The sequence below is a fragment of the Prevotella marseillensis genome, assembly GCF_900625065.1.
Taxonomy (GTDB): Bacteria; Bacteroidota; Bacteroidia; order Bacteroidales; family Bacteroidaceae; genus Prevotella; species Prevotella rara.
Genome location: NZ_UYXY01000001.1, coordinates 2,169,646 through 2,192,172, shown reverse-complemented (window position 1 = coordinate 2,192,172; position 22,527 = coordinate 2,169,646). Strand labels below are relative to the sequence as shown.

Genomic DNA, 22,527 nt, shown 5'->3' with positions numbered 1-22,527 from the left:
GTGTGTACGTCTAATAACTGAAGACTTAAGATTTTAACCATATCCTTTCTGACTTAAAAGGGCATGGGCTATGTAAAACCAAAAAATATATAATATGAGATTTCTGCTTTTTATAATTTTCGCCTTGATATCTGTAGGTTCGGGCGCTCAGGAAAACAAGTATGGCATGACTGGCCGTGTTGTAGACAAAGAAGGCATGGCTGTGATGCGTGCAAGTGTAACTTTAACCATGGCCGGCGACAGTGCGTTCAGACGGCAGACTGTGGCTGACGACAATGGAGTGTTCTCGTTCAGCGCCCTTGACAACGGCAATTACGAGCTGAAGATAACATATATCGGACTTGCCGACTACATAAGCGACATAACCGTGAAAGGCAATACAGACCTTGGGAATATACGCATGGACGACTCGGCCGAGATGCTCGAAGGCATAACCGTGATGGCCAACTACACCAGGCAGAAACGTACGGGCGAAACCATTGTGAAAGTGAAAGGAAACCCGCTGACAAAGGGAAAGAGCACACAAGATTTTCTTAAATATGTGCGTGGCATAGATGTTACGGAAAGCAGTCTGAGCCTGAACGGAAAGCAGAATACCCTTATCTATCTGGAAGACAGAAAGATAAGTTTCGACCAGCTCAAGTCGATACCGCCTTCAATGATTGAAGACATTGAGATAATTCCGTTTGCCGACGGCTCGTATGGCGAGAAGGCTACGGGCGGAGTGGTGAAAATACATCTTAGGCAAGAAGGAGGCCTCATAGGCTCGGCAACCGTATACGGAGGTATGAACACCGAGGATCTGTACGGCGAATCGCCGAGGCTGAACCTGCTTTACACCAAGGGAAAATTTACGATTAACAACTATCTGACTGCCTTTGAGTACGGGAAATATCCTGACATCCTCACAAAGGAATATAACAGCAGCGACGACTCTTACACATATAAGCACAACACAACCAGATACAGGATTTTCGGCGACAACCTGTCTCTGAGATACGCCTTCAACAAGACAGACAGGATAGACCTGTACGGCGGAGTGTCGGCAAGCTGGAACAGAACGTCAAAGAACAGCATTAGCGGAAACGACACTCTTGATATAAAGGCAAAGCCAATCAGCCGTGCATACAGCATAGGCACACAATACCGCAAGGGACTGGGCAACGGAGGAGAAAACTTCTTGAACATGCGTATAGACTATTCAAAAAACAAATATGACAACGGTCAGGAATACAACACAAACGGGATGTTTGACAATGCCAGGCAGAATTATGACATCGACTTTGTGACAGTATCACCATACGCCCATTTCAAGTTTAACGACAAAATGAACCTGACAGCCGGCCTTGAGTATTACTATATGTCCAACATGAACAATAACCGCGGCACAAAGACGATGTCATATATAGAAGACGGCAAGTTTTGTCTGAATCAGGATTACTATTCTGCATGGGCTGAATATAGCCTGATACCAAGCAAGTCGCTGTTCTTGAAGTTCGGGATGAGATACAGCGGAACGAACGAGAAATACAAGGATTACCTGGACAGTTCAAACAACTTCGAGAGATGGCAGGACGGAATATGCTCCTCGCTGTCAGGACAGTGGACCATCGACGAAAACAAGATGAGATATTTGAACATCAGCTACCGCCGCATGTTCTATCTGCCCAACTACGGCTACCGTATTCCGAACGTGACATGGCAGGGAGACGACCTCTACAGCATAGGCAACACGGATCTTAAAAAGGAAGTGTATGACGATGTAGAACTGTATTTCTCTTTAAACAGACGTTTATCTTTCTCATATAGCATGAGCTACGGAAGCGACATTGTGAGCGTAATCATGCATAAAGACGAAAACCGCCCGGGCGTATATTACACCAGGCCTGAAAACTCAGCCTACTGCATGCAGCAGTCGCTCACGATGAACTATACAGGGCGTATATTCAGCTTCTGGCACACAAATACCAGCATTGCATATCTATACAGACATTCACGCAGCGGCGAGAACAAGATTAACCACGGAACTTTTACGTTCAGAAGCAACAACGACTTCAAGATAAACAAGTATTTAGGACTTACGCTCAATATGACAGCATCGAGCAAAAACAGGACTGAAAGTTATGATGAGAACGCGAGGTTCAAAATGGACGTCAGCGGATATGTGTCGCTGATGAAAGGAAAGATGAACGTGAGCCTTCTGTACGAAAACATACTCTACAACACAAAGAAACTTACTATGTTCGGTGAAGGCTGGGAGAAGAGACGCACTTTGCTTACACCGGATTCGCACGTAGTGCTGTTTGTTACATGGAACTTCACGGCAGGAAAGAAGATAAATAATCAGACACTGCCTACGGTTAAAAACAAGCCGGTGAATACACCGACGTTCTGAGAAGTGAAGAGATAGGAGTGAAAGATAAGAGTGAAGGAATAAGGTTAGATGCCGGTCATTTCAAATGTTGTATTGTAAGATGTTGTACAGATGTAAATTGGCATAACATTTGAAAACTTCGCTCTTCACTCTTATCTCTTCACTCACATAATGTATTTCAATTTAAATAAAATGTGCCTATTTATTTTGAAATTAACTTTACATGCATTATCTTTGCAACTGAAACAATACGGTTTAAACCATTAATGGAAGAAATTATAATTATTCTGCTATTGATATTTTTCAACGGAATATTTTCAATGTCCGAGATAGCAGTTATATCAGCGAGAAAGGTAACATTAACAAACGACGAGAAGAAGGGGAGCAAGGGCGCAAAGACTGCCCTCAGGCTGGCCAACGACCCCGACCGGTTTTTATCCACCGTACAGATAGGCATCACGCTTATCGGCATTCTCACAGGTATCTATTCGGGTTCGGCCATATCGGGCAAGTTTGCTGACGTGCTCGAGCATGCCGGTATGTCGGCATCATGGGCCTATCCCGTGGCACAGACAATAATAGTAGTCATTGTTACATATCTGACGATAATTCTTGGCGAGCTTGTTCCAAAGCGCATAGGCATGAGCGTTGCCGAGCGCGTGTCAAAGGTTATATCGCGCCCTATGTATGTGCTGTCGCTCATAGCCAGTCCGTTCGTATGGATTCTGTCAAAGAGCACAGAGGCAATAGTCAACCTGCTCGGCGTTAAGAATGCGGAGAGCAAGGTTACAGAGGAGGACATAAAGTCGATTGTCCAGGAAGGCAAGGAAGACGGCGAGGTGCAGGAAGTTGAGCAGGACATCGTTGAGCGCGTGTTCATGCTTGGCGACCTTAAGGTAAATTCGCTTATGACACACCGCTCAGAGGTGGTTACGCTCGACGTGAACATGACTAAGGACGAGATAAGACAAGTGCTTAACGACGACCTCTATGAGTCGTATCCCGTTATAGACCACAGTCTGGAGAACATCGTGGGCGTGGTGTCGCTTAAGGATCTTATCTTCAGACTCGACGCAAGCACTCTCAACCTGAAGGAGATAATGCGTCCGGCTGTTTATTTCTACGAGAACATGAGCGTGTATAAGGCTCTCGAACAGATGAAGGAGAAACGCCTTACACAGGCCTTTATCTGCGACGAGTTTGGAAGCTTTCAGGGCGTAATCACTCTGAGAGACATCCTTGAGGGCCTTGTAGGAACTATAGACGAGGTGAACAACGAACCTGACATCATAGAGCGTGAAGACGCAGCGAGCTGGCTTGTTGACGGACAGTGCTCTTTCTACGACTTCCTGTCTTATTTTGACAAAGAAGACCTGTACGACGGCGAACAGAACTACAACACCTTGGCCGGACTGATAATAGAGCAGCTGAAGCATATACCGCAGTCGGGCGAGCGTGCCGAATGGAACGGTTTCAACCTCGAGATTGTCGACATGGACGGTGCGCGTATTGACAAAGTGCTTGTAACACTGAAAAAAGAAGAATAATACGCTATAAATATTAAGCGCCGGCTGATTTTGAGTAATAGATTTTGTAGATTGTATTATTTTCAGTATTTTTGCAACGAATGATATAATCTAATCTTTTGCAATGGAAATACAATCAGCTCAGAAATTTCAGGCTCTTTCGATAGCAAGACTGATAATGCAGGCAATGAATTATGAATGTTGCCAGTATTTTGTCGGTCCTGACCACACTCTCGATGATTTTGAGCGTGTGATGACAGAACTCGTGCTTTCGGAAGATTCGCAGTACAGCTATAAGAACACCATGGTGGCTATAGACGAGGACGGCGGAGTTTGCGGTATGTGCGTGTCTTACGACGGCGGACATCTGCACGACTTGCGCAAGGCTTTTGTCAAGGCCATGAATGACAACTTCGGCCGCGACTTCAGCAATATAGCTGACGAGACTGGGCCGGGCGAGCTGTATATCGACAGCATAGCCGTACCTGAAAACTGCCGTGGCAAGGGCGTGGCAACCGTATTGCTCAATGCCGTTATCGAAAAGGCCAAGGGCATGGGGCTGCCTGCTGTAGGACTGCTCGTAGACACCGGTAATCCGAAGGCTGAGAAACTTTATGGCAGGGTGGGATTCAAGTTCGTAGGCAACAACACCTGGGGCGGACATCCCATGAAACATTTGCAGTATGTAATTAACTGAGAATAAATTGACGCATGCAGGACAGTAAATATTTAGTAGCTAACGACCGTGACGCCCAATGGGGACTTGTCGTAAATACTGTGGGATACGATGAAGTGGGCCCTGACGAGGACTATCCTACCAAGGGACATGGCGACGGATATTTTTTTGATGTTGAGCGCGGCCGCGTGCTTGATGAATATCAGATGCTCTATCTTATAGAAGGCGAGGGCATATTCTCGTCGGAGCATGTAAGGAATGTTCATATCAAGGCCGGTGATATCTTCTTGCTGTTTCCGGGAGAGTGGCATACGTATCATCCTCTGCCGGGAGTGTTCTGGAAGAGCTATTGGATTGGCTACAAGGGCCGCAACATGGACGACCGTATGCGCTACAACTTCCTGTCGCTCGAGAAGCCCGTATATCATGTAGGCTTCAGCGGCGACATCGTTTATCTGTATAACTCGGCCATAAAGGCTGCAAAGGAGGAGGCTGCCTATTCGCAGCAGATACTTGCCGGCATCGTGAACAATCTGCTCGGCCACATGTATGCGCTTGAACGCAACATGGAGCTTAACCGCCGCGGCGGATACGTAGACATGATAAACAAGGCACGCCTGCGCATACGCGAGGGTGTGGAGTCGAAGATAACGGTGCAGGAGATTGCGGCAGAACTTGGCTCAAGCTATTCTAACTTCCGCAAGCTGTTCAAGGAATACACCGGCATGTCGCCGGCGCTTTATCAGCAGGACCTGCGCCTGCAGCGTGCAAAGGAATTGCTGTCTACCACAGACATGAGTATAAAGGAGATTGCCTACAGGCTCAACTTTGATTCGCCCGACTATTTTTCAAGTAAGTTTAAGGTGAAGATAGGCTGTAAGCCAAGCGAATATAGAGCCGGCACAAGATGACAGTGCGGCAGAAGGCTCTTTAGAATAGAATCGGTCATTAGTCATAATCAATGTCTAATGGCCGATTTTTTCATTGCGGTATACACCTTATTTTATTATATACCCGTTCCATGACAATCTGCTCAATGTCAAAACGGAAAATTTTTATGACCGGCTGGGGGAGAAATGATGCGTAGGCAGAGCAAGTGGATATATAAAAAGAGGAAATGCACGCTTTGATGCATTTCCTCTTTTTTTGTATTTTGTGCACCCCATGCACGGTTGCGTCATGAGATGCGTGCCGTTATCGGCAGATGACTATGTTATAGTCCGATGAATGTCTTTTCTACCCAATAGATCAATATTCCGGCCATGTATCCTGCAAATGCTATAAGAGAAATCCTCTTCATATACCAGCCGAAAGTAATCTTTTCGAGACCCATGACAACAACGCCTGCGGCAGATCCGATGATGAGCATAGAGCCGCCCACACCGGCGCAGTAGGCCAGGAGCTGCCAGAATATGCCGTCCTGTGCCATGTCGCCCACTTCGGCAATAGGATACATACCCATGCATCCTGCTACGAGAGGCACATTGTCAACGATGCTCGACAGCACGCCGATAATGCCTGTTACGATATAATGGTTGCCGTTGAATGTTGTGTTGAGGCCTTCGCCCAGAGTGGCCAGCACGCCTATTGTCTCAAGACAGGCAACGGCCATAAGTATGCCGAGGAAGAACAGAATGGTGCTCATGTCGATGCGTGAAAGGATGTTTACAACTCTTTTCTGCATTGCACCCCTCTCCTCATTTTTGTGCAGATGGCGATAGAACAGTTCGGTTACGGTCCACAGCACGCCTAGCACCAGCAATATGCCAACAAACGGAGGCAGATGAGTTATCGACTTGAATATAGGAACGAAGATAAGACCGCCCACACCGATGAGGAACACCGTCTTGCGCTGTCTCTTTGTCAGTTCGTTGGTCTCAGCCGTCTTGCCTCCGGCTATTGCCGGAACAGCTATTTCGCCTTTGAGCGACAGCGACAGAAGGTAGGCAGGCAGAGCCACAGAAACAAGCGACGGCACAATAAGTTCCTTTATAACTCCTGCAGCCGTTATCAGACCTTTGTTCCACAGCATGATTGTCGTAACGTCACCAATAGGCGAGAAGGCACCTCCTGAGTTGGCCGCTATAATCACGAGCGACGCATATATGAGTCTGTCTTTACGTTCCTGAATCAGCTTTCGCAGAATCATTATCATAACGATGCTGGTCGTCAGGTTGTCGAGGATGGCCGAAAGGAAGAACGTCATGAACGTTATTCGCCACAAGAGAGTCTTTTTGTTCTTCGTCTTCATCATGTCGCGGACGAAGTTGAAGCCGCCGTTTTGGTCAACCACCTCAACGATGGTCATTGCACCCATAAGGAAGAACAGTGTGGTTGAAGTGCTTCCCAAATGCTTCTCAATTATTTCATTTACAGCAAGCGATATCTTATCGCCGGCAACACCGGGCAGGTAGCTTCCCGGATCGAACATAAATATTGTCCAGCAGCCCACCAGCATAAGCAGCGCAATGGCTGCCTTGTTCACCTTGGTGAAGCTTTCGAGGGCAATACACAGATAACCGATGATAAATACGGTTACGATAGCTAATGTTAAAGTTGACATTTTTAATTATTTAAGATTAGTTCATATTATCGTGCAAATTTAGTAATTATTTTCTACTCCAATAAAATATTTACCGAAAAATACTTTGTTCGTGTTATAATCTGGTCCTGTTTTCTGCCTTTTTGTGACGTGTTGTTATGCTTGTTTTCTTCATCTTTGTCTGTTTGTGCCGTGAGTCATCCCGTCGGCAGTAACAATATGTCTGTCCGTTCCGTGAGCCGTGATTTTGCCCTCTGGACGATATGCTTGTCCTTACGAAAACGTTTGCAAAGAAGTGATGCACAGATGCTTTCATAATGTTAAGCTAAGTTTTATTCTCAAATCTTATTGTCTAAAAATCAAATTGTTATATTCACTTATTTGAAATAATCTTTATCTTTGCAGAAATTAATTTAATACGCTAAAAACATACTAATATACTAAATGGGCAATTCAAAATGTTTCTTTGCTGTCGACCTTGGAGCTACAAGCGGCAGGACTATCGTCGGCACTCTTTCAGACGGTAAGATAAAGTTAGAGGAGATTACACGCTTTCCTAACAACCTGATAGAGACCGGCGGACATTTTTACTGGGATATTTACGCTCTTTATTTCGAGATAATAAAAGGCTTGAAGATTGTGGCAAAGCGTAACGTCGAGATAACCAGCATAGGCATCGACACATGGGGCGTCGACTTCGTATGTGTGGGTGACGACGGCGCGCTGCTGCGCAATCCGTTCTCATATCGCGACCCTCACACGTTTGGTGCGATGGAGGAGTATTTCGAAAAGAAAGTGTCAAAGGAGAAAGTGTATGGCGCCACAGGCATACAGTTTATGAACTTCAATTCGCTGTTTCAGCTTTATGCCATGAAACGCGACGGCAATTCGGCTCTGAAGAATGCCGAGAAGATACTCTTCATGCCTGATGCGCTCAGCTGGATGCTCACGGGCAAGGCTGTCTGCGAATATACCATAGCTTCAACAAGCCAGATGCTCAATCCGGTTACGAAAGAGCTCGACGAGATGCTGCTCGAGAGTCTCGAACTTCCGCGCGGCAAGTTTGGCAAGATGGTTGTTCCCGGCTACAAGATAGGCGTGCTCACTGATGAGGTGCAGAAGATGACAGGGCTTGGCCCCGTGCCGGTGATAGCCGTTGCAGGTCATGACACGGCAAGTGCCGTGGCTGCCGTACCTGCTGCCGACGAGAAGTTTGCCTATCTCAGCAGCGGCACATGGAGCCTTATGGGCATTGAGACCAAGGACGCCATAATTAACGGACGCAGCTATGAGCTGAACTTCACCAATGAGGGCGGAGTGGAAGGCACCACACGCTTCCTTAAGAATATCTGCGGCATGTGGCTGCTTGAGCGCTGCCGCAAGGAGTGGGGCGACGAGGCTCCGTCTGACTATGGCGTGCTGCTGGCAGACGCAATGAAGGTTACTGCCTTTCAGAGCATCATAAACCCTGACGACGAGATGTTTGCCAATCCTGCCGACATGCAGGCTGCCATAAAGCAGTATTGCGCAGAGACATGTCAGCACGTACCCGAAGGCTATGCCGAGATATGCCGCTGCATACTCGACAGTCTGGCGCTGCGTTACCGTCAGGTGTTCGGCTATCTTAAAGAAATGTCGGTGTTCCCGATAAACACTCTTCATATTATCGGTGGCGGCTCGCTCAACGAGTATCTCAACCAGTTTACGGCCAACGCCACAGGCGTCACCGTGCTTGCCGGTCCGCAGGAATGCACCGCTCTTGGCAACATCATGCTGCAGGCTAAGGCTGCCGGAGCCGTTGAGGATATCTTCGACATGCGCCGCATCATAGCCGACAGCGTGAGCATGAAGCGCTTCGAGCCTAAGGACAAGGCTGAGTGGGATGCTGCTTACGAGAAATACCTGAAAGTGGTAGAGTCAAAAGAAAATAAATAATAAAACGAATAAACCAAAAAATTATAAAACTTATAACTTATGAAAGAAGAAATGATAAATAAGGCTTACGAGATAGCCAAAGAGCGCTATGCCGAGCTTGGCGTTGATACAGAGAAGGTGTTGAATCAGATGCAGGACTTTCATCTCAGCCTGCATTGCTGGCAGACAGATGACGTTATCGGCTTCGAGAACCTTACAGGTTCGCTGAGCGGCGGTATCGCTACAACCGGTAACTATCCCGGACGCGCACGCAACATAGACGAAGTAAGAGCTGACATAATAAAGGCTAAGTCGCTCATCCCCGGAACTCACCGTCTGAACCTTCATGAAATATACGGCGACTTCAAGGGCGAGGCTGTCGACCGCGACCAGGTTGAGCCTAAGCACTTTGCAAGCTGGATAGAGTGGGGTAAGGAGAACAACATGAAGCTCGACTTCAACTCTACTTCATTCTCTCACCCAAAGAGCGGCAACCTTTCTCTGGCAAATCCCGACGAAGGCATACGCAACTTCTGGATTGAGCACACAAAGCGTTGTCGTGCCATTGCCGAGGAAATGGGTAAGGCGCAGGGCGATCCTTGTATCATGAACCTCTGGGTGCATGACGGAAGCAAGGACATGACAGTGAACAAGCTGAAATACCGCGAACTGCTCAAAGACTCTCTCGACCAGATCTTCGCAACAAAATATGACAACATGAAGGACTGCATAGAGAGCAAGGTGTTCGGTATAGGTCTTGAAAGCTATACTGTAGGCTCAAACGACTTCTACACATCTTACGCTGCGCAGAACAACAAGATGATTACACTCGACACAGGCCACTTCCATCCTACAGAGAGCGTTGCCGACAAGGTTTCGGCCATGCTGCTCTATGTGCCTGAGCTGATGCTGCACGTAAGCCGTCCGATCCGCTGGGACTCAGACCACGTTACAATCATGGACGACCCGACACTCGACCTATTCAGCGAGATTGTACGTGCAGGTGCTCTCGACCGCGTACACTATGGCCTCGACTACTTCGACGCTTCAATCAACCGCATCGGTGCTTATGTCGTAGGTAGCCGTGCCGCACAGAAGTGCATGCTGCGCGCTCTGCTCGAGCCGCTGGCAACACTGCGCAAGTATGAAGACGAGGGCAAGGGCTTTGAGCGTCTGGCTCTGCTCGAGGAGGCTAAGGCTCTTCCGTGGAACGCTGTTTACGACGAGTTCTGTCTGCGCAACAATGTGCCTGTTGGTCAGGCTTTCATTGCCGACGTAGAGCAGTATGAAAAAGACGTAACATCAAAAAGAGGTTAATATAGTAGACAGAAAGACAAATGAAAAGAGTTGAGAATCGAGAAATATTTCTCAACTCTTTTTTAATTAATAATCCATAGTTTATAATCTTTTCAGTTTCTTCTGATGGAAATAATAATAGGACTGATAATAATAGCTGTGGGCGCATTCTGCCAGTCGAGCTGTTATGTGCCCATCAACAAAATAAAGAAATGGAGCTGGGAGTCTTATTGGCTTGTGCAGGGTGTCTTTGCGTGGCTCGTGTTCCCGCTGCTCGGCGCCTTGCTGGCAGTGCCTTCAGGCCACAGTCTCGCTGAAGTGTATATGGCAGACCCCGTGGCGGCTTTGTGGACAATGTTCTTTGGCGTACTGTGGGGCATCGGCGGCCTTACGTTCGGCCTTTCTATGCGCTATCTCGGAGTGGCTCTCGGACAGAGCATTGCTCTCGGCACATGCGCCGGACTCGGAACCATACTCACCCCCATATTTACGGGCAACACACAAGACCTTACGATGCCCGTTATCGTAGGCGTGGTGGTTACGCTGATAGGTATTGGCGTTATTGGCGTGGCAGGCAACATGAAGTCGCAGTCGCTCAGTGACGAAGAGAAGAAGAAGGCCGTTAAGGACTTCAACTTCACCAAGGGCATCATCGTTGCGCTGCTTGCAGGATTTATGAGCGCATGCTTCAGCATAGGTCTCGGCTTTGGCGAGCATCTCAACTTCGGCGACGCCACTGACCCGATGTTCCGCACGCTGCCCGCAACGTTCCTCGTTACGCTGGGCGGCTTTGTCACCAATGCGGTATACTGTTTCTACCAGAACGGCAAGAACCGCACATGGGGCGACTATTCGCAGACAAGTCTTTATCTTAACAACATCGTGTTCTGTGCCCTTGCCGGACTGCTGTGGTACAGCCAGTTCTTCGGTCTTAGCCTTGGCAAGGGATTCCTGACAGATTCGCCCGTACTGCTAACATTCTCATGGTGCATACTGATGGCCCTCAACGTAACCTTCAGCAATGTATGGGGAATAATACTGAAAGAGTGGAAAGGCTGTTCGCAGAAGACCATCGCCGTGCTCGTGGCCGGCATTATCATACTTGTTGTGTCTTCGTTCCTTCCCCAGCTGTTGAAGTGAATCGGGCGAATGACGCAAATAAGGTAAAAAAGTTTTTCCTGAAAATTCATCACTCGTCACATCTGCGTGTAACTTGTTGATTTTTACTGACTTGTGGCGTGATGAGTTGCAGCTGTAAAACGTCACCATATATCACCTGCCTTGCTTGGGCGTGATGTTTGGTGACGTTTTGCTTATTCAACTCGTCACACGTTATGTCTCTGTCTGTCAGATGGTTACGTGCAGATGTGATGAGTGACGAGTTTTTTTCTGAAAAAATATATTGTTTGGCTGTATAACGCAAGTGGTATGATTTGGCTTAAAAAACTTCTTGTATTTATCTGTGCTGTTTCATGGCATGCAATATGTGGCTTTTCGCAATGTAAAAAGCCACATATCAGCCTGTAAAAAGCCACCTTTTACAGGGCAGAATGCCGTCTTTTACAAATCTTGCTGTTTCAGGATAAGTCTGCCGTCATGAGGTGTGGATAATCGTCTCTGTAAAGTCAGCCGTAACATAAACTTTTATGTAGCTACGTCCTGTTGGCCTGAGGTTTCAACCCAAATCGTTATTAGTTTCCAGTCTGTATTTTTGCTTTATTTTGAAGGGATTTTCGTTAGATTTTTCGCAGGAATGGCGGGCTATGTCAAGAAAAAGTGAACTAAAGAGGGACTGAAATTATGAATGCCAAAAATAGATAAAGCTATGGTGGCCTGATGCCGATTGGGGCTTAATTTTATGGCGTGTCAGCATATCTATTCAGCTGCAAATAAGGTCCTGCCTGATATTAAAATCCCATAAAATAACAGAATCCCAATGCTTCACAGCATCAGGATTCCGCCGTCTAAATAGACTCTTAAACTAATATTATCTGAGAATGATAAGATTTTTATTCAAACTTTATTTAGGCAAGTTAAATGCCTTAGACATTTCAGCCATCTGCTCGTCGCTCATGCCTTCAGGCTCTTCGCCCATGTTCTTGGCAGCGATGTATATCAGGGCGCTCTTGTTCAGTACGTCAACCTGATCGAATGCCTGCATGATGTCGTTGTCGATGGCAAACACTCCGTGTTTCTCCCACATTGCCACGTCGTAGTCGTCAAGCTGTCTTACAGTTTCTTCTGCAAGCTCAACGCTGCTTGGCAACTGATAAGGAATGATGCCCAATCCGCGCGGACAGAAAGCCTTTGTCTCCGGAATCATGCTCCAAAGCAGCTTTGTAAGCACGTCTTTGCCCAAGAACTTGCGTATGTGTGTCATTGCAACAAGCTCAATCGGGTGAGTGTGCAGCGATGCGCGGTAAGGAGAGCCTTTCTCAATCAGATGGTCGTGCACCATGAGATGCGAAGGCAGCTCGCTCGTGGGATTAACCACGTTGTCGGCTATGATCACATAGCTTGCGCAGTCGTCAAGTATACGGATTACGCTTCCGTTCTCCATTGGCCAGCGGGCCAAGTCGCGCATTCTGCGGTTTGTTCCTTTACAGAAGAAGTATGTGCCTTTAAGATGAGGCAGCGTTACTCCTATTTGCTTCACTTCACTTATGGCCGGCATCTGTCTTATTTCGTCGTCAACCAGCTCTGTGATGTTTATTGTAATGTTTCCTCCGTTTCTTTCAGCCCATCCCTTCTGCCAAAGATAACCGGCTACTTCAGCCACTTTGTCAATTTCTTTCTTCAATGCGGGACGTCCGTCAAGTATACTTTTCATATTTTGATTATTTTGACTGCGCAAATTTACAAAATTGAACATAATGACCACTTTGTGATTTGATATTAAAACTCGGATTTTTGACGGATGATTTTTTCTTGCCTTTCAGCGTATGTAACCATGATTCTGAATCCGGATGTTCATTTTTCGAACATGACGATGTGTTTAGTAAAGTATTCCTGATGGAAGCCTGCCTGCGGAGAGATAATCCGCGCCATGTGGTTTTCGCTCACAAGCGATGTGCAAATATACGTTCTTTTTCTTGAAAATCTATGGATACAACCTATAATTTTTGTCAAAAATGTAAGCATTGACATGCGTATTATGGCTTTATTCGTGTATTTATAAGGTGTGGCAATGCCTGTGATGCGGTGGCTGAAAGTGCTTAAAAAGGCATGATTTGGCAGGTTGAGTGAAGAAAGACATAATAATTTAAACAATTTTAATATGACATTTTCCATTGCCTTGCGTCATATCGTAAGATATAAATATTTCTACTATGATCTACAATGAATTAGGAAAAACAGGAATGCGTGTGTCTAATCTCAGCTTTGGCGCCTCTTCTTTAGGCGGCGTCTTTCATGACATACGCGAGTCAGAGGGCATAAAAGCAGTCCATACGGCAGTTGACAACGGAATTAACTTTATAGACGTATCTCCATATTACGGTCATTACAAGGCCGAGATGGTATTGGGAAAAGCCTTGAAGGAAATACAGCGCGACAGATATTATCTTTCGACAAAGGTGGGACGCTACGGCGAGAACGGCGTCAACACCTGGGACTATTCTGCCAAGCGCGTAACCGACAGTGTCTACGAGAGCATGGAGCGCCTCAACATTGACTACATCGACTTGATTAATGTTCACGATGTTGAGTTTGCCGACCTCAATCAGGTTGTCAACGAGACTCTGCCCGCACTAGTGAAGCTCCGCGAGGAAGGAGTGGTGAAGCATGTGGGCATCACCGACCTGCAGCCCGAAAACCTTAAATGGGTGATAGAGCATGTTCCGGCCGGAACAGTTGAGTCTGTGTTGTGTTTCTGCCATTATAGTCTCAACGACGAGATGCTGCTCGACTATCTCGACTTCTTTGAGGCAAACAATGTGGGCATAATAAATGCTTCGCCGTTCTCGATGGGACTGTTGTCGCAGCGCGGTGCACCGGCATGGCATCCGGCTCCGGTGGCTCTTAAGGAGGCTTGCATGCGTGCTTCTGACTACTGCACAGAACACGGCTATCCGATAGAAAAACTCGCCGTGCAGTATTCTACAAGCAATCCGCGCATCGCCACAACGCTGTTCAGCTCGGCTAATCCTCAGAACGTGCTGAAGAACATCGACTATGTAAATTCGCCGATGGACAGCAGCTTGGTTGAGGAAGTACAGAAAATAATTGGCGACCAGATGCGTGTGCGCTGGGCTAACACATAATATAGCAGGGCAGACATGGACTATAAAATTATAGATGCGCATTCACATTTGTGGCTGCGCCAGGATACTTCTTGGAACGGAATGCCGGTCAGGACATTGAAGAATGGCCGGTCGTTCTTTCTTACGGAAGAGGTGCAGATGGTTCCGCCGTTTATGATAGACGGCGTAAACAGCGCCGAGGTGTTCCTCTCTAACATGAACTACGCACAGGTGGGCGGAGCTGTTGTCGTGCAGGAGTTTATCGACGGCATACAGAACGACTATCTGGCAAAGGTGAAGAGCGACTATCCCGAACGCTTCTTTGTGTTCGGCATGTGCGATTACTTCAAGCCCGGATTCTATGACACGGCAGCTTCGCTTATCGATAGCGGCTTCAAGGGTATTGCCATACCAGGCCACAGGCTGATATTGAGCGACGGAAGAGTAAACCTGAATTCTCCCGAAATGATGAAGATGTTTCATCTGATGGAGAACAAGGGCGTCATCCTGTCGTTGTGTCTGGCTGAAAACAACTTGCAGAACGGCGAGATCAAGGAGGTGATAGAGGAGTGTCCGCGCCTGAAGATTGCTATAGGACATTTCGGCATGGTTACCGCCCCGGGCTGGGAAGACCAGATAAAACTCGCCCTTAACGACAACGTGATGATAGAGTCGGGCGGCATAACATGGCTGTTCAATAAAGAGTTCTATCCCTTTAACGGAGCCGTCAGGGCTATCAGGGAGGCCATCGACATGGTTGGTGCCGACAAGCTGATGTGGGGATCAGATTATCCGCGCACCATAACGGCCATAACCTATAAGATGTCTTATGACTTTATCCTGAAGACCAATGACCTGACAGACAGGGAAAAAAGACTGTTCCTCGGCGAGAATGCTGAAAAGTTCTATGGCTTCAACAATCTGCCTGACCTGCCATACGTAAAGAATATGTCGGAGTAAATAATATGATGTCGTTATGAAAAAAAATAGCTATATAGTGCCTTTGTCGCTGATATTCTGCCTGTTTTTTCTATGGGCGATAAGCAGCAATCTGCTGCCGACGATGATAAGGCAGCTGATGAAGACCTGCGAGCTCAACACTTTTGAGGCTTCGTTTACTGAGACGGCTTACTGGCTGGCCTACTTTATCTTCCCTATACCCATAGCCATGTTCATGAAACGTTACAGCTACAAGGCCGGCATCATCTTTGGCTTGTGCCTTGCCTCGCTGGGCGGCTTCCTGTTCTTCCCGGCTGCTATGATCAAGTCATACTGGGTTTATCTGTGTGTCTTCTTCATTATAGCCACGGGTATGTGCTTCCTTGAGACGGCTGCCAATCCTTATGTAACTGTATTGGGCAAGCCGGAGACGTCAATAAGGCGTCTTAACCTGGCCCAGTCGTTCAACGGTCTTGGCGCGTTTATCTCAGCCATGTTCTTGAGCAAGCTGGTGCTGAGCGGCAATAATTACACGCGTGAGACATTGCCCCTGAGCTATGAAGGCGGCTGGGAGGCATACATTCAGCACGAGACCGAGTCGATGCGTCTGCCGTATCTGCTTCTGGGCACGCTGCTGATTGTCGTGGCGCTGATATTCGTGTTTACGAAATTTCCTAAAATAGCAGATGAAAGCAAGTCGGGCGAGGCCCGCGGCGAAGGCAAGCTTATCGACTTCTCCGTGCTCAGGCATTCACACTTGCGCTGGGGCGTCATCGCACAGTTCTTCTATAACGGCGGACAGACGGCCATCAACAGCCTTTTCCTTGTTTACTGCTGTGTGTATGCCGGACTTGATGAGGCCACAGCCACAACGTTCTTCGGCTTCTACATGCTGGCGTTTCTGGCAGGCCGCTGGGTGGGCACTGCGCTGATGATAAAGTTTAAGCCGTCACACATGCTTATGGTATATTCAATCTTGCTGATAATCCTGTGTGGCGTTATCTGCGCTTTTGGCGGACATGTAGGCATTTATGCAATGCTTGCCGTGTCGTTCTTCATGTCTATTATCTATCCCACACAGTTCTCCTTGGCCCTGCAGGGATTGGGCGACCAGACCAAGAGCGGTTCGGCATTTCTTGTCATGGCCATTGTCGGCAACGCCTGTCTGCCGCAGCTTACGGCATACTTCATGCATGCCAACGAAGAGATGTACTACATCGCATACATTGTGCCAATGATATGTTTCGCTTTTTGCGCATATTATGGCTGGAAAGGATATAAAGTGATAAATTAAAATAAAAACAAACGTAGAAAAAATGAAAGCAGTTCGTATTGCCGCACCTCAGGAGATTGGTGTGGCTGAAATAGAAAAGCCGGTGATAAAGGCTGATGAGGTTTTACTGAAAATAAAATATGTAGGATTCTGCGGATCCGACCTTAATACTTACCGCGGCAACAACCCAATGGTGAAGCTTCCTGTCGTTCCCGGACACGAGGTGGGTGCCGTGATAGAGGAAGTTGGTGCCGATGTACCCGACACACTGAAGAAGGGAATGGTTGTTACGCTTAACCCTTACACAAATTGCGGCAACTGCGCCTCTTGCCGCAACGGACGCTATAATGCCTGTGAGCACAATGAAACTTTGGGCGTGCAGCGTCAGGGCGTTATGTGCGAATATGCAGCTCTGCCTTGGACAAAGGTCATACCGGCAGGCGATATTCCTGTGCGCAGCTGCGCCTTGATAGAGCCTATGAGCGTCGGCTTCCATGCAGTGTCGCGTGCTGAGGTTACCGACAACACCTTCGTAATGGTTATCGGTTGCGGAATGGTGGGCCTCGGTGCTGTTATGCGTGCGTCTTTGCGTGGTGCAATAGTCATTGCTGCCGACATTGACGACGAGAAACTTGCGCTTGCCAAGGAGGCTGGAGCAACATTTGCTGTTAACACCATGACAGAGGATGTTCATCAGCGCATACAGGAGATAACCGGAGGCTATGGTGCCGATGTTGTCATCGAGGCTGTAGGCAGTCCTGCCACTTACGTTATGGCTGTCAACGAGGTTGGCTTTACCGGGCGTGTGGTTTGCATAGGATATGCCAAGAGCGAAGTGGCTTTCCAGACAAAGCTGTTCGTTCAGAAGGAACTTGACATACGCGGCTCTCGCAATGCAACTCCGTCTGACTTCAGAGCCGTTATCAACTGCATTAACACAGGACGTTATCCCATCGAGAAGTTTATATCTAAGGTTGTTACTCCCGAGGAAACTCCTGATGCAATGAAAGACTGGAGCGAGAATCCCGGAAAGATTTTCCGTATTCTTGTTGAGTTCTGATTTAACGGCTGATATAGGCATTATGCCGGTCAGCGCAAGGTCCTGATGCTGTTCTTTAATTCTGACAGATAAAGACCGGTTGGGATTAAAAGTATTGCGGCCTGCGTCAGACTCACTTTATGAAAGTTGTATGGTTTAGTTATTATAAGCTGCCGGAAGACAAGGCTTTATGCCTGCTCTTCCGGTTTTTTCTTGCCTCCTTATCAGCAGATTTTTTGTTTTTTTGTATCGTTGTTTTTTACAGACGTTTCCTGTCTCATGTTTATTCATATTATTCCGTAGGCGCATCCTTTTGTTGTGCGTGAAGTAGTCGGCCGTTTCTCTCACTGCATAAAATAAAATGTAAAAATAAGCATTTCTTTCATTTTATCGTTATAATTTTGCAGGCGAAATAAAATATATTCAATATGGTACAAACATCTAAGGTAAATGCTACGGCGGGAGTGAGCAAAGCCGGACTTGCCGGAATACTCATGACGCTGGGAATTGTTTTTGGAGACATCGGAACGTCACCCCTGTATGTGATGAAAGCAATAACACACACGGGCGAAGCTCTGACAGAAAATTACGTGCTGGGAGCGCTTTCGTGCATAATCTGGACGCTTACGTTGCAGACTACCATAAAGTATGTGCTCATAGCATTGCGTGCCGACAACCATGGCGAGGGCGGAATATTGGCTCTCTACGCACTGTTGCGCCGGCATAAGCGGCGTTGGATTTATGCCATAGCCGTTATAGGAGCCAGCACGCTGCTGGCCGACGGAGTGATAACGCCTGCCATCACCATTACCACAGCCATAGAGGGACTGCGCGGCATCAATCCCGATATACCCGTGCTGCCTGTTGCCATTGCCGTCATCACTGTTGTGTTCTTCGTGCAGCGTTTTGGTACGGAGCATGTAGGCCGTTCTTTCGGCACATTCATGCTGTTGTGGTTCATGCTGCTCGGTGTCGTTGGCCTTATGTGGCTTATAGGCTGTCCGCAGGTTCTCAAGGCCTTTAATCCATATTATGCGGCGCGTCTGCTTATAGAGTCGCCCGTGTGGTTCCTCGTGCTCGGAGCCGTTTTCCTCTGTACCACGGGTGCCGAGGCCCTTTATTCCGACCTTGGACATTGCGGTAAGCACAACATCGCCATCAGCTGGATTTTTGTCAAGATTATGCTCATCCTCAACTATCTCGGTCAGGGTGCATGGGTGCTTGCCAATCCGGTGCGTGCAGCCGGCAACGACAATCCTTTTTATGCCATCATGCCCGACGGCATGCTGCTCTTTGCCGTGTTTATGGCAACGGGTGCGGCCATCGTGGCGAGCCAGGCACTTATCAGCGGTTCGTTCTCGATATTGAGTGAGGCGATGAACCTCAACTTCTGGCCCCGTATGAGGATAAAGCACCCTACCAATGTGAAGGGACAGATATATATTCCTACGGTAAACGGATTTATGTATGTGGCCGTGGTGTTTACGGTGCTTCTCTTTGGCGATTCTTCGCGCATGGAGGCTGCCTACGGACTGGCTATCACCATAACCATGCTGATGACAACGCTGCTTCTGGGCTTCTATCTGCGCAAGATGTCAGCTCCGCGTTTTGTCGTAATCATTTTTGTCGGTCTTTACTGTGTGCTCGAAGGACTGTTCCTTGCTGCCAACATGTCTAAGTTTGTTGCCGGCGGATGGTTCACCCTGCTCATAGGCGGCTTGCTCTGCTTCATTATGTTTGTGTGGATAAGTGCACGCAAGATACGCAGCCGCTATCTGCGCATAAAGAAACTCAGCGACTATCACGACATAATATCTGCGATAAAGGCAGACAACAGCATACCCAAGTATGCCTCAAACCTTGTGTATGTAAACCATGCACCGACTGAAGGCGGAGTGGACGACAAGCTGCTTTATTCGATAATAAACAAGCAGCCCAAGCGTGCCGACCATTACTGGCTGCTGCACATTGAGTTTGTTGACGCGCCCGACACGCTCGAATACACCTGCAAGGCACTCGTGCCCGACACGCTGTTCAGCATAAACCTGCGCATCGGATTCAGAATTGAGCCGCGCGTCAGCCTGTATCTCCGCCAGATAATAGAAGACCTGGTGGCTTCAGGCGAGGTAGACCTTACCAGTTCTTATCCTTCGCTGCGCAGCAAGGGCATTGCCGGCGACTTCCGCTTCATTATAATCCACCGCATCTATTATCCCGAAGATTCATCAGACCGCCGTCAGAACTTGCTGATGAGCCTCTATGCTATAATAAGACGCATTGGCGTAGACGAGCCTAAGGCGCTCGGTCTCGACACGTCGGTGGTTGTGGTAGAGCGTGTGCCGCTGATTATTTCAGGACAGCGCGACGGCAGCAGAAGGCGTATAGCAAGGGCTGAGCCGGCAGAATGATGCCGCAGAATGTGCAAAAACTATAATAGTTTAGTCTGAAAACATGAGTAATGTGTCTTTCGCTTTGAAAGACACATTACAAAGAATATCAAAAAGTCAGTTTTTTTGTCTAACGGTGTGTATTCTCATTATTTTTGTGTAAGTTTGCATACATGAATAACAATTTGGCAGGCACCGCAAAATGGTGCGAGAATGTTATGGTGGTAGACGCCGACTATATAGATAAAGTGGCGTTCGACCTTATCGTTAATTTTGAAAGGATGATAGAGCGGCGCATCCCGCAGGCCGACATGGCGCGCTGGATTGACTGCATCGGTCTTGACGGAGGACTGCGCGAGGGTGAACACCAGACGCAGGTGATTCTGATACACGGCAAGAACAGAGACAGACTTGACAATTTCAAGCCGTCTGAATATGCCCATGAACTTGACGGCATGGCGTTTAAGGACAACCTTGGAGAGTTCCTTATCAGTGCGCTTCCCGTTGAGGACATTGTCAGCAAGGACGATTTCTTCGTTGAGACGATAGAGCTTATATGCGCACAGAAAGAAGTGAAGCGTGTTATGGTTGTGCCCGATGCCGAGCGCATCTACGACCGTGTGCGCCATGCCCTGAGAAACGTTGACGACGAAAAGCGTGTAACCGTGTTTGCCATGCAGCCCATGCAGGGCGGCAACTTCCGTCAGGAGATACTCGGCTACTCGCTGATGAGCGCGCTGGGCATAAGGGCCGATGAGATAAAATAGGGAGCGGCAGGGATTATGGCGGAGCGGCAGCCTTGGCTGCCAGATGTCTGTCATCGCCAATTACCCGCCCAATAACTCCCATTCCTCCCATAAGTCCCATCCCCTATAATCTTTAAAAGACTAATAACAAAAAACAAGCAAAATAAATTTTTAAAATGGGAAAAGTATTAATGATTGGAGCCGGTGGCGTAGCTACCGTTGCAGCGTTCAAGATAGCAAAGAATGCTGACGTGTTTACCGAGTTCATGATTGCAAGTCGCCGTAAGGAGAAGTGCGACCAGATTGTCGACGCCATCCACAAGGCCGGAATTAACATGGATATAAAGACGGCGCAGGTTGACGCCGACGACGTTGAGCAGCTCAAGGCTCTGTTCAACGACTATAAGCCCGAGTTGGTTATCAACCTTGCCCTGCCTTATCAGGACCTTACTATAATGGACGCCTGTCTGGCTTGCGGATGCAACTATCTCGACACAGCAAACTATGAGCCTAAGGACGAGGCTCATTTTGAGTACAGCTGGCAGTGGGCATACAAGGAGCGCTTCGAGCAGGCAGGACTTACAGCCATTCTGGGCTGCGGCTTCGACCCGGGCGTGAGTGGCATCTATACAGCTTATGCTGCAAAGCATCATTTCGACGAGATTCAGTATCTCGACATCGTTGACTGCAACGCAGGAAACCACCACAAGGCTTTCGCAACAAACTTCAACCCTGAGATTAACATCCGCGAGATTACCCAGAAGGGACTTTACTATAAGGACGGCCAGTGGCTTGAAACCGAGCCGCTCGAGGTTCACAAGGCGCTCACATATCCTAACATCGGTCCGCGCGAGAGCTATCTGATGCACCACGAGGAGCTGGAGAGCCTCGTTAAGAACTATCCTACAATCAAGCAGGCACGCTTCTGGATGACCTTCGGACAGCAATATCTTACATATCTCGACGTTATTCAGAACATCGGCATGTCTCGCATCGACGAGATTGAATATGAGGCTCCGCTGGCCGACGGCTCAGGCAAGACTGTCAAGGTTAAGATTGTTCCGCTGCAGTTCCTCAAGGCTGTGTTGCCTAATCCGCAGGATCTCGGCGAGAACTATGACGGCGAGACAAGCATAGGCTGCCGTATCAGCGGACTGAAAGACGGCAAGGAGCGCACATATTATGTTTATAACAACTGCTCGCATCAGGAGGCTTACAAGGAGACAGGCATGCAGGGCGTAAGCTACACAACAGGTGTGCCCGCCATGATTGGCGCAATGATGTTCTTTAAAGGTCTGTGGCGCAAGCCGGGCGTATGGAACGTAGAGGAGTTTGATCCGGATCCGTTCATGGAGCAGCTCAACAAGCAGGGACTGCCCTGGCACGAAGTGTTCGACGGCGACCTGGAACTGTAATTTAATTCATAATTCACAATTCATAATTCATAATTGGGATGGTGAGTTTTGAAATTTATAATTCCTAATGGGATAGGAGTATTTGGTTCATAACTGTTTAGACAGACATTGAAGATTATATGCATATCAGCAATGCAAATCATAATTCTCCATTCTCCA

General features: G+C 47.8%; 16 protein-coding genes. 14 read left to right on the top strand and 2 right to left on the bottom strand.

The features are described 5' to 3' along the window. The first annotated feature begins 94 nt into the window (after nt 1-94). The 4 genes from EJL04_RS08830 to EJL04_RS08815 all read left to right on the top strand — a co-directional run bounded on the left by EJL04_RS08830 (nt 95) and on the right by EJL04_RS08815 (nt 5,487). Nucleotides 95-2,395: an outer membrane beta-barrel protein gene (locus tag EJL04_RS08830; protein WP_125104686.1), complete on the top strand. Its 2,301-nt coding sequence runs from the start codon at nt 95-97 to the stop codon at nt 2,393-2,395. Between the two features lie 245 nt (nt 2,396-2,640). Then, nucleotides 2,641-3,921, top strand: coding sequence for a hemolysin family protein (locus EJL04_RS08825; protein ID WP_021853665.1), 1,281 nt, complete (start codon nt 2,641-2,643; stop codon nt 3,919-3,921). Between the two features lie 103 nt (nt 3,922-4,024). Beyond that, complete coding sequence (locus EJL04_RS08820; protein WP_021853664.1) at nt 4,025-4,597, top strand: GNAT family N-acetyltransferase; 573 nt, start codon at nt 4,025-4,027, stop codon at nt 4,595-4,597. Nucleotides 4,598-4,611: 14 nt separating this feature from the next. Beyond that, the gene (locus tag EJL04_RS08815; protein WP_021853663.1) at nt 4,612-5,487 is read left to right on the top strand and encodes a helix-turn-helix transcriptional regulator; all 876 of its coding nucleotides are present in this window, start codon (nt 4,612-4,614) and stop codon (nt 5,485-5,487) included. A 302-nt stretch (nt 5,488-5,789) separates the two neighbouring features. Here the strand turns inward: EJL04_RS08815 and nhaD are convergent, their stop codons facing one another. After that, nucleotides 5,790-7,139 (bottom strand): sodium:proton antiporter NhaD, encoded by a 1,350-nt coding sequence (gene nhaD, locus EJL04_RS08810; protein ID WP_021853662.1) that lies wholly within the window; start codon nt 7,137-7,139, stop codon nt 5,790-5,792. A gap of 423 nt (nt 7,140-7,562) precedes the next feature. On the opposite strand from nhaD, the gene EJL04_RS08805 reads away from it, so the two are divergent. From EJL04_RS08805 to rhaT, 3 genes are all read left to right on the top strand, one after another. Then, on the top strand, nt 7,563-9,053 hold the full coding sequence (locus EJL04_RS08805) for a rhamnulokinase (RefSeq protein ID WP_125104685.1): 1,491 nt from the start codon (nt 7,563-7,565) through the stop codon (nt 9,051-9,053). 39 nt (nt 9,054-9,092) lie between these two features. Continuing rightward, nucleotides 9,093-10,349 carry an L-rhamnose isomerase gene (locus EJL04_RS08800; protein WP_021853658.1) on the top strand — a complete coding sequence of 419 codons (1,257 nt, stop codon included), beginning with the start codon at nt 9,093-9,095 and terminating at the stop codon, nt 10,347-10,349. A 105-nt stretch (nt 10,350-10,454) separates the two neighbouring features. Next, nucleotides 10,455-11,468, top strand: coding sequence for an L-rhamnose/proton symporter RhaT (gene rhaT, locus EJL04_RS08795; RefSeq protein ID WP_021853657.1), 1,014 nt, complete (start codon nt 10,455-10,457; stop codon nt 11,466-11,468). Between the two features lie 880 nt (nt 11,469-12,348). Here rhaT and rhaD read toward each other — a convergent pair. Continuing rightward, nucleotides 12,349-13,158 carry a rhamnulose-1-phosphate aldolase gene (rhaD, locus tag EJL04_RS08790; protein WP_021853656.1) on the bottom strand — a complete coding sequence of 270 codons (810 nt, stop codon included), beginning with the start codon at nt 13,156-13,158 and terminating at the stop codon, nt 12,349-12,351. 499 nt (nt 13,159-13,657) lie between these two features. Here rhaD and EJL04_RS08785 point away from each other — a divergent pair, with 499 nt between their 5' ends. The 7 genes from EJL04_RS08785 (at nt 13,658) to EJL04_RS08755 (ending at nt 22,368) form a co-directional block, all read left to right on the top strand. Then, entirely contained in the window at nt 13,658-14,590 is a 933-nt protein-coding gene (locus EJL04_RS08785; protein WP_021853654.1) for an aldo/keto reductase, read from the top strand. Nucleotides 14,591-14,605: 15 nt separating this feature from the next. After that, nucleotides 14,606-15,529 carry an amidohydrolase family protein gene (locus EJL04_RS08780; RefSeq protein ID WP_125104684.1) on the top strand — a complete coding sequence of 308 codons (924 nt, stop codon included), beginning with the start codon at nt 14,606-14,608 and terminating at the stop codon, nt 15,527-15,529. 16 nt (nt 15,530-15,545) lie between these two features. Continuing rightward, the gene (gene fucP, locus EJL04_RS08775; RefSeq protein WP_125104683.1) at nt 15,546-16,802 is read left to right on the top strand and encodes an L-fucose:H+ symporter permease; all 1,257 of its coding nucleotides are present in this window, start codon (nt 15,546-15,548) and stop codon (nt 16,800-16,802) included. Nucleotides 16,803-16,824: 22 nt separating this feature from the next. After that, complete coding sequence (locus tag EJL04_RS08770) at nt 16,825-17,841, top strand: zinc-binding alcohol dehydrogenase family protein (RefSeq protein WP_053399042.1); 1,017 nt, start codon at nt 16,825-16,827, stop codon at nt 17,839-17,841. Nucleotides 17,842-18,248: 407 nt separating this feature from the next. Beyond that, nucleotides 18,249-20,228, top strand: coding sequence for a KUP/HAK/KT family potassium transporter (locus tag EJL04_RS08765; RefSeq protein ID WP_021853651.1), 1,980 nt, complete (start codon nt 18,249-18,251; stop codon nt 20,226-20,228). 152 nt (nt 20,229-20,380) lie between these two features. Continuing rightward, a complete protein-coding gene (locus EJL04_RS08760; protein WP_125104682.1) occupies nt 20,381-20,974 on the top strand; it encodes a DUF6621 family protein in 594 nt (197 codons plus the stop codon). A gap of 155 nt (nt 20,975-21,129) precedes the next feature. Then, a complete protein-coding gene (locus EJL04_RS08755; RefSeq protein WP_125104681.1) occupies nt 21,130-22,368 on the top strand; it encodes a saccharopine dehydrogenase family protein in 1,239 nt (412 codons plus the stop codon). Nucleotides 22,369-22,527 lie beyond the last annotated feature (159 nt).

Excerpts from the sequence above, each read along its gene's own strand:
- EJL04_RS08780 (WP_125104684.1), top strand. The coding sequence starts at position 14,606 with ATGGACTATAAAATTATAGATGCGCATTCACATTTGTGGCTGCGCCAG.
- EJL04_RS08770 (WP_053399042.1), top strand. The coding sequence starts at position 16,825 with ATGAAAGCAGTTCGTATTGCCGCACCTCAGGAGATTGGTGTGGCTGAA.
- EJL04_RS08820 (WP_021853664.1), top strand. The coding sequence starts at position 4,025 with ATGGAAATACAATCAGCTCAGAAATTTCAGGCTCTTTCGATAGCAAGA.
- EJL04_RS08785 (WP_021853654.1), top strand. The coding sequence starts at position 13,658 with ATGATCTACAATGAATTAGGAAAAACAGGAATGCGTGTGTCTAATCTC.
- rhaD (WP_021853656.1), bottom strand. The coding sequence starts at position 13,158 with ATGAAAAGTATACTTGACGGACGTCCCGCATTGAAGAAAGAAATTGAC.
- nhaD (WP_021853662.1), bottom strand. The coding sequence starts at position 7,139 with ATGTCAACTTTAACATTAGCTATCGTAACCGTATTTATCATCGGTTAT.
- EJL04_RS08760 (WP_125104682.1), top strand. The coding sequence starts at position 20,381 with ATGAATAACAATTTGGCAGGCACCGCAAAATGGTGCGAGAATGTTATG.
- EJL04_RS08800 (WP_021853658.1), top strand. The coding sequence starts at position 9,093 with ATGAAAGAAGAAATGATAAATAAGGCTTACGAGATAGCCAAAGAGCGC.
- EJL04_RS08825 (WP_021853665.1), top strand. The coding sequence starts at position 2,641 with ATGGAAGAAATTATAATTATTCTGCTATTGATATTTTTCAACGGAATA.
- EJL04_RS08830 (WP_125104686.1), top strand. The coding sequence starts at position 95 with ATGAGATTTCTGCTTTTTATAATTTTCGCCTTGATATCTGTAGGTTCG.
- fucP (WP_125104683.1), top strand. The coding sequence starts at position 15,546 with ATGAAAAAAAATAGCTATATAGTGCCTTTGTCGCTGATATTCTGCCTG.
- EJL04_RS08815 (WP_021853663.1), top strand. The coding sequence starts at position 4,612 with ATGCAGGACAGTAAATATTTAGTAGCTAACGACCGTGACGCCCAATGG.
- EJL04_RS08805 (WP_125104685.1), top strand. The coding sequence starts at position 7,563 with ATGGGCAATTCAAAATGTTTCTTTGCTGTCGACCTTGGAGCTACAAGC.
- EJL04_RS08765 (WP_021853651.1), top strand. The coding sequence starts at position 18,249 with ATGGTACAAACATCTAAGGTAAATGCTACGGCGGGAGTGAGCAAAGCC.
- EJL04_RS08755 (WP_125104681.1), top strand. The coding sequence starts at position 21,130 with ATGGGAAAAGTATTAATGATTGGAGCCGGTGGCGTAGCTACCGTTGCA.
- rhaT (WP_021853657.1), top strand. The coding sequence starts at position 10,455 with ATGGAAATAATAATAGGACTGATAATAATAGCTGTGGGCGCATTCTGC.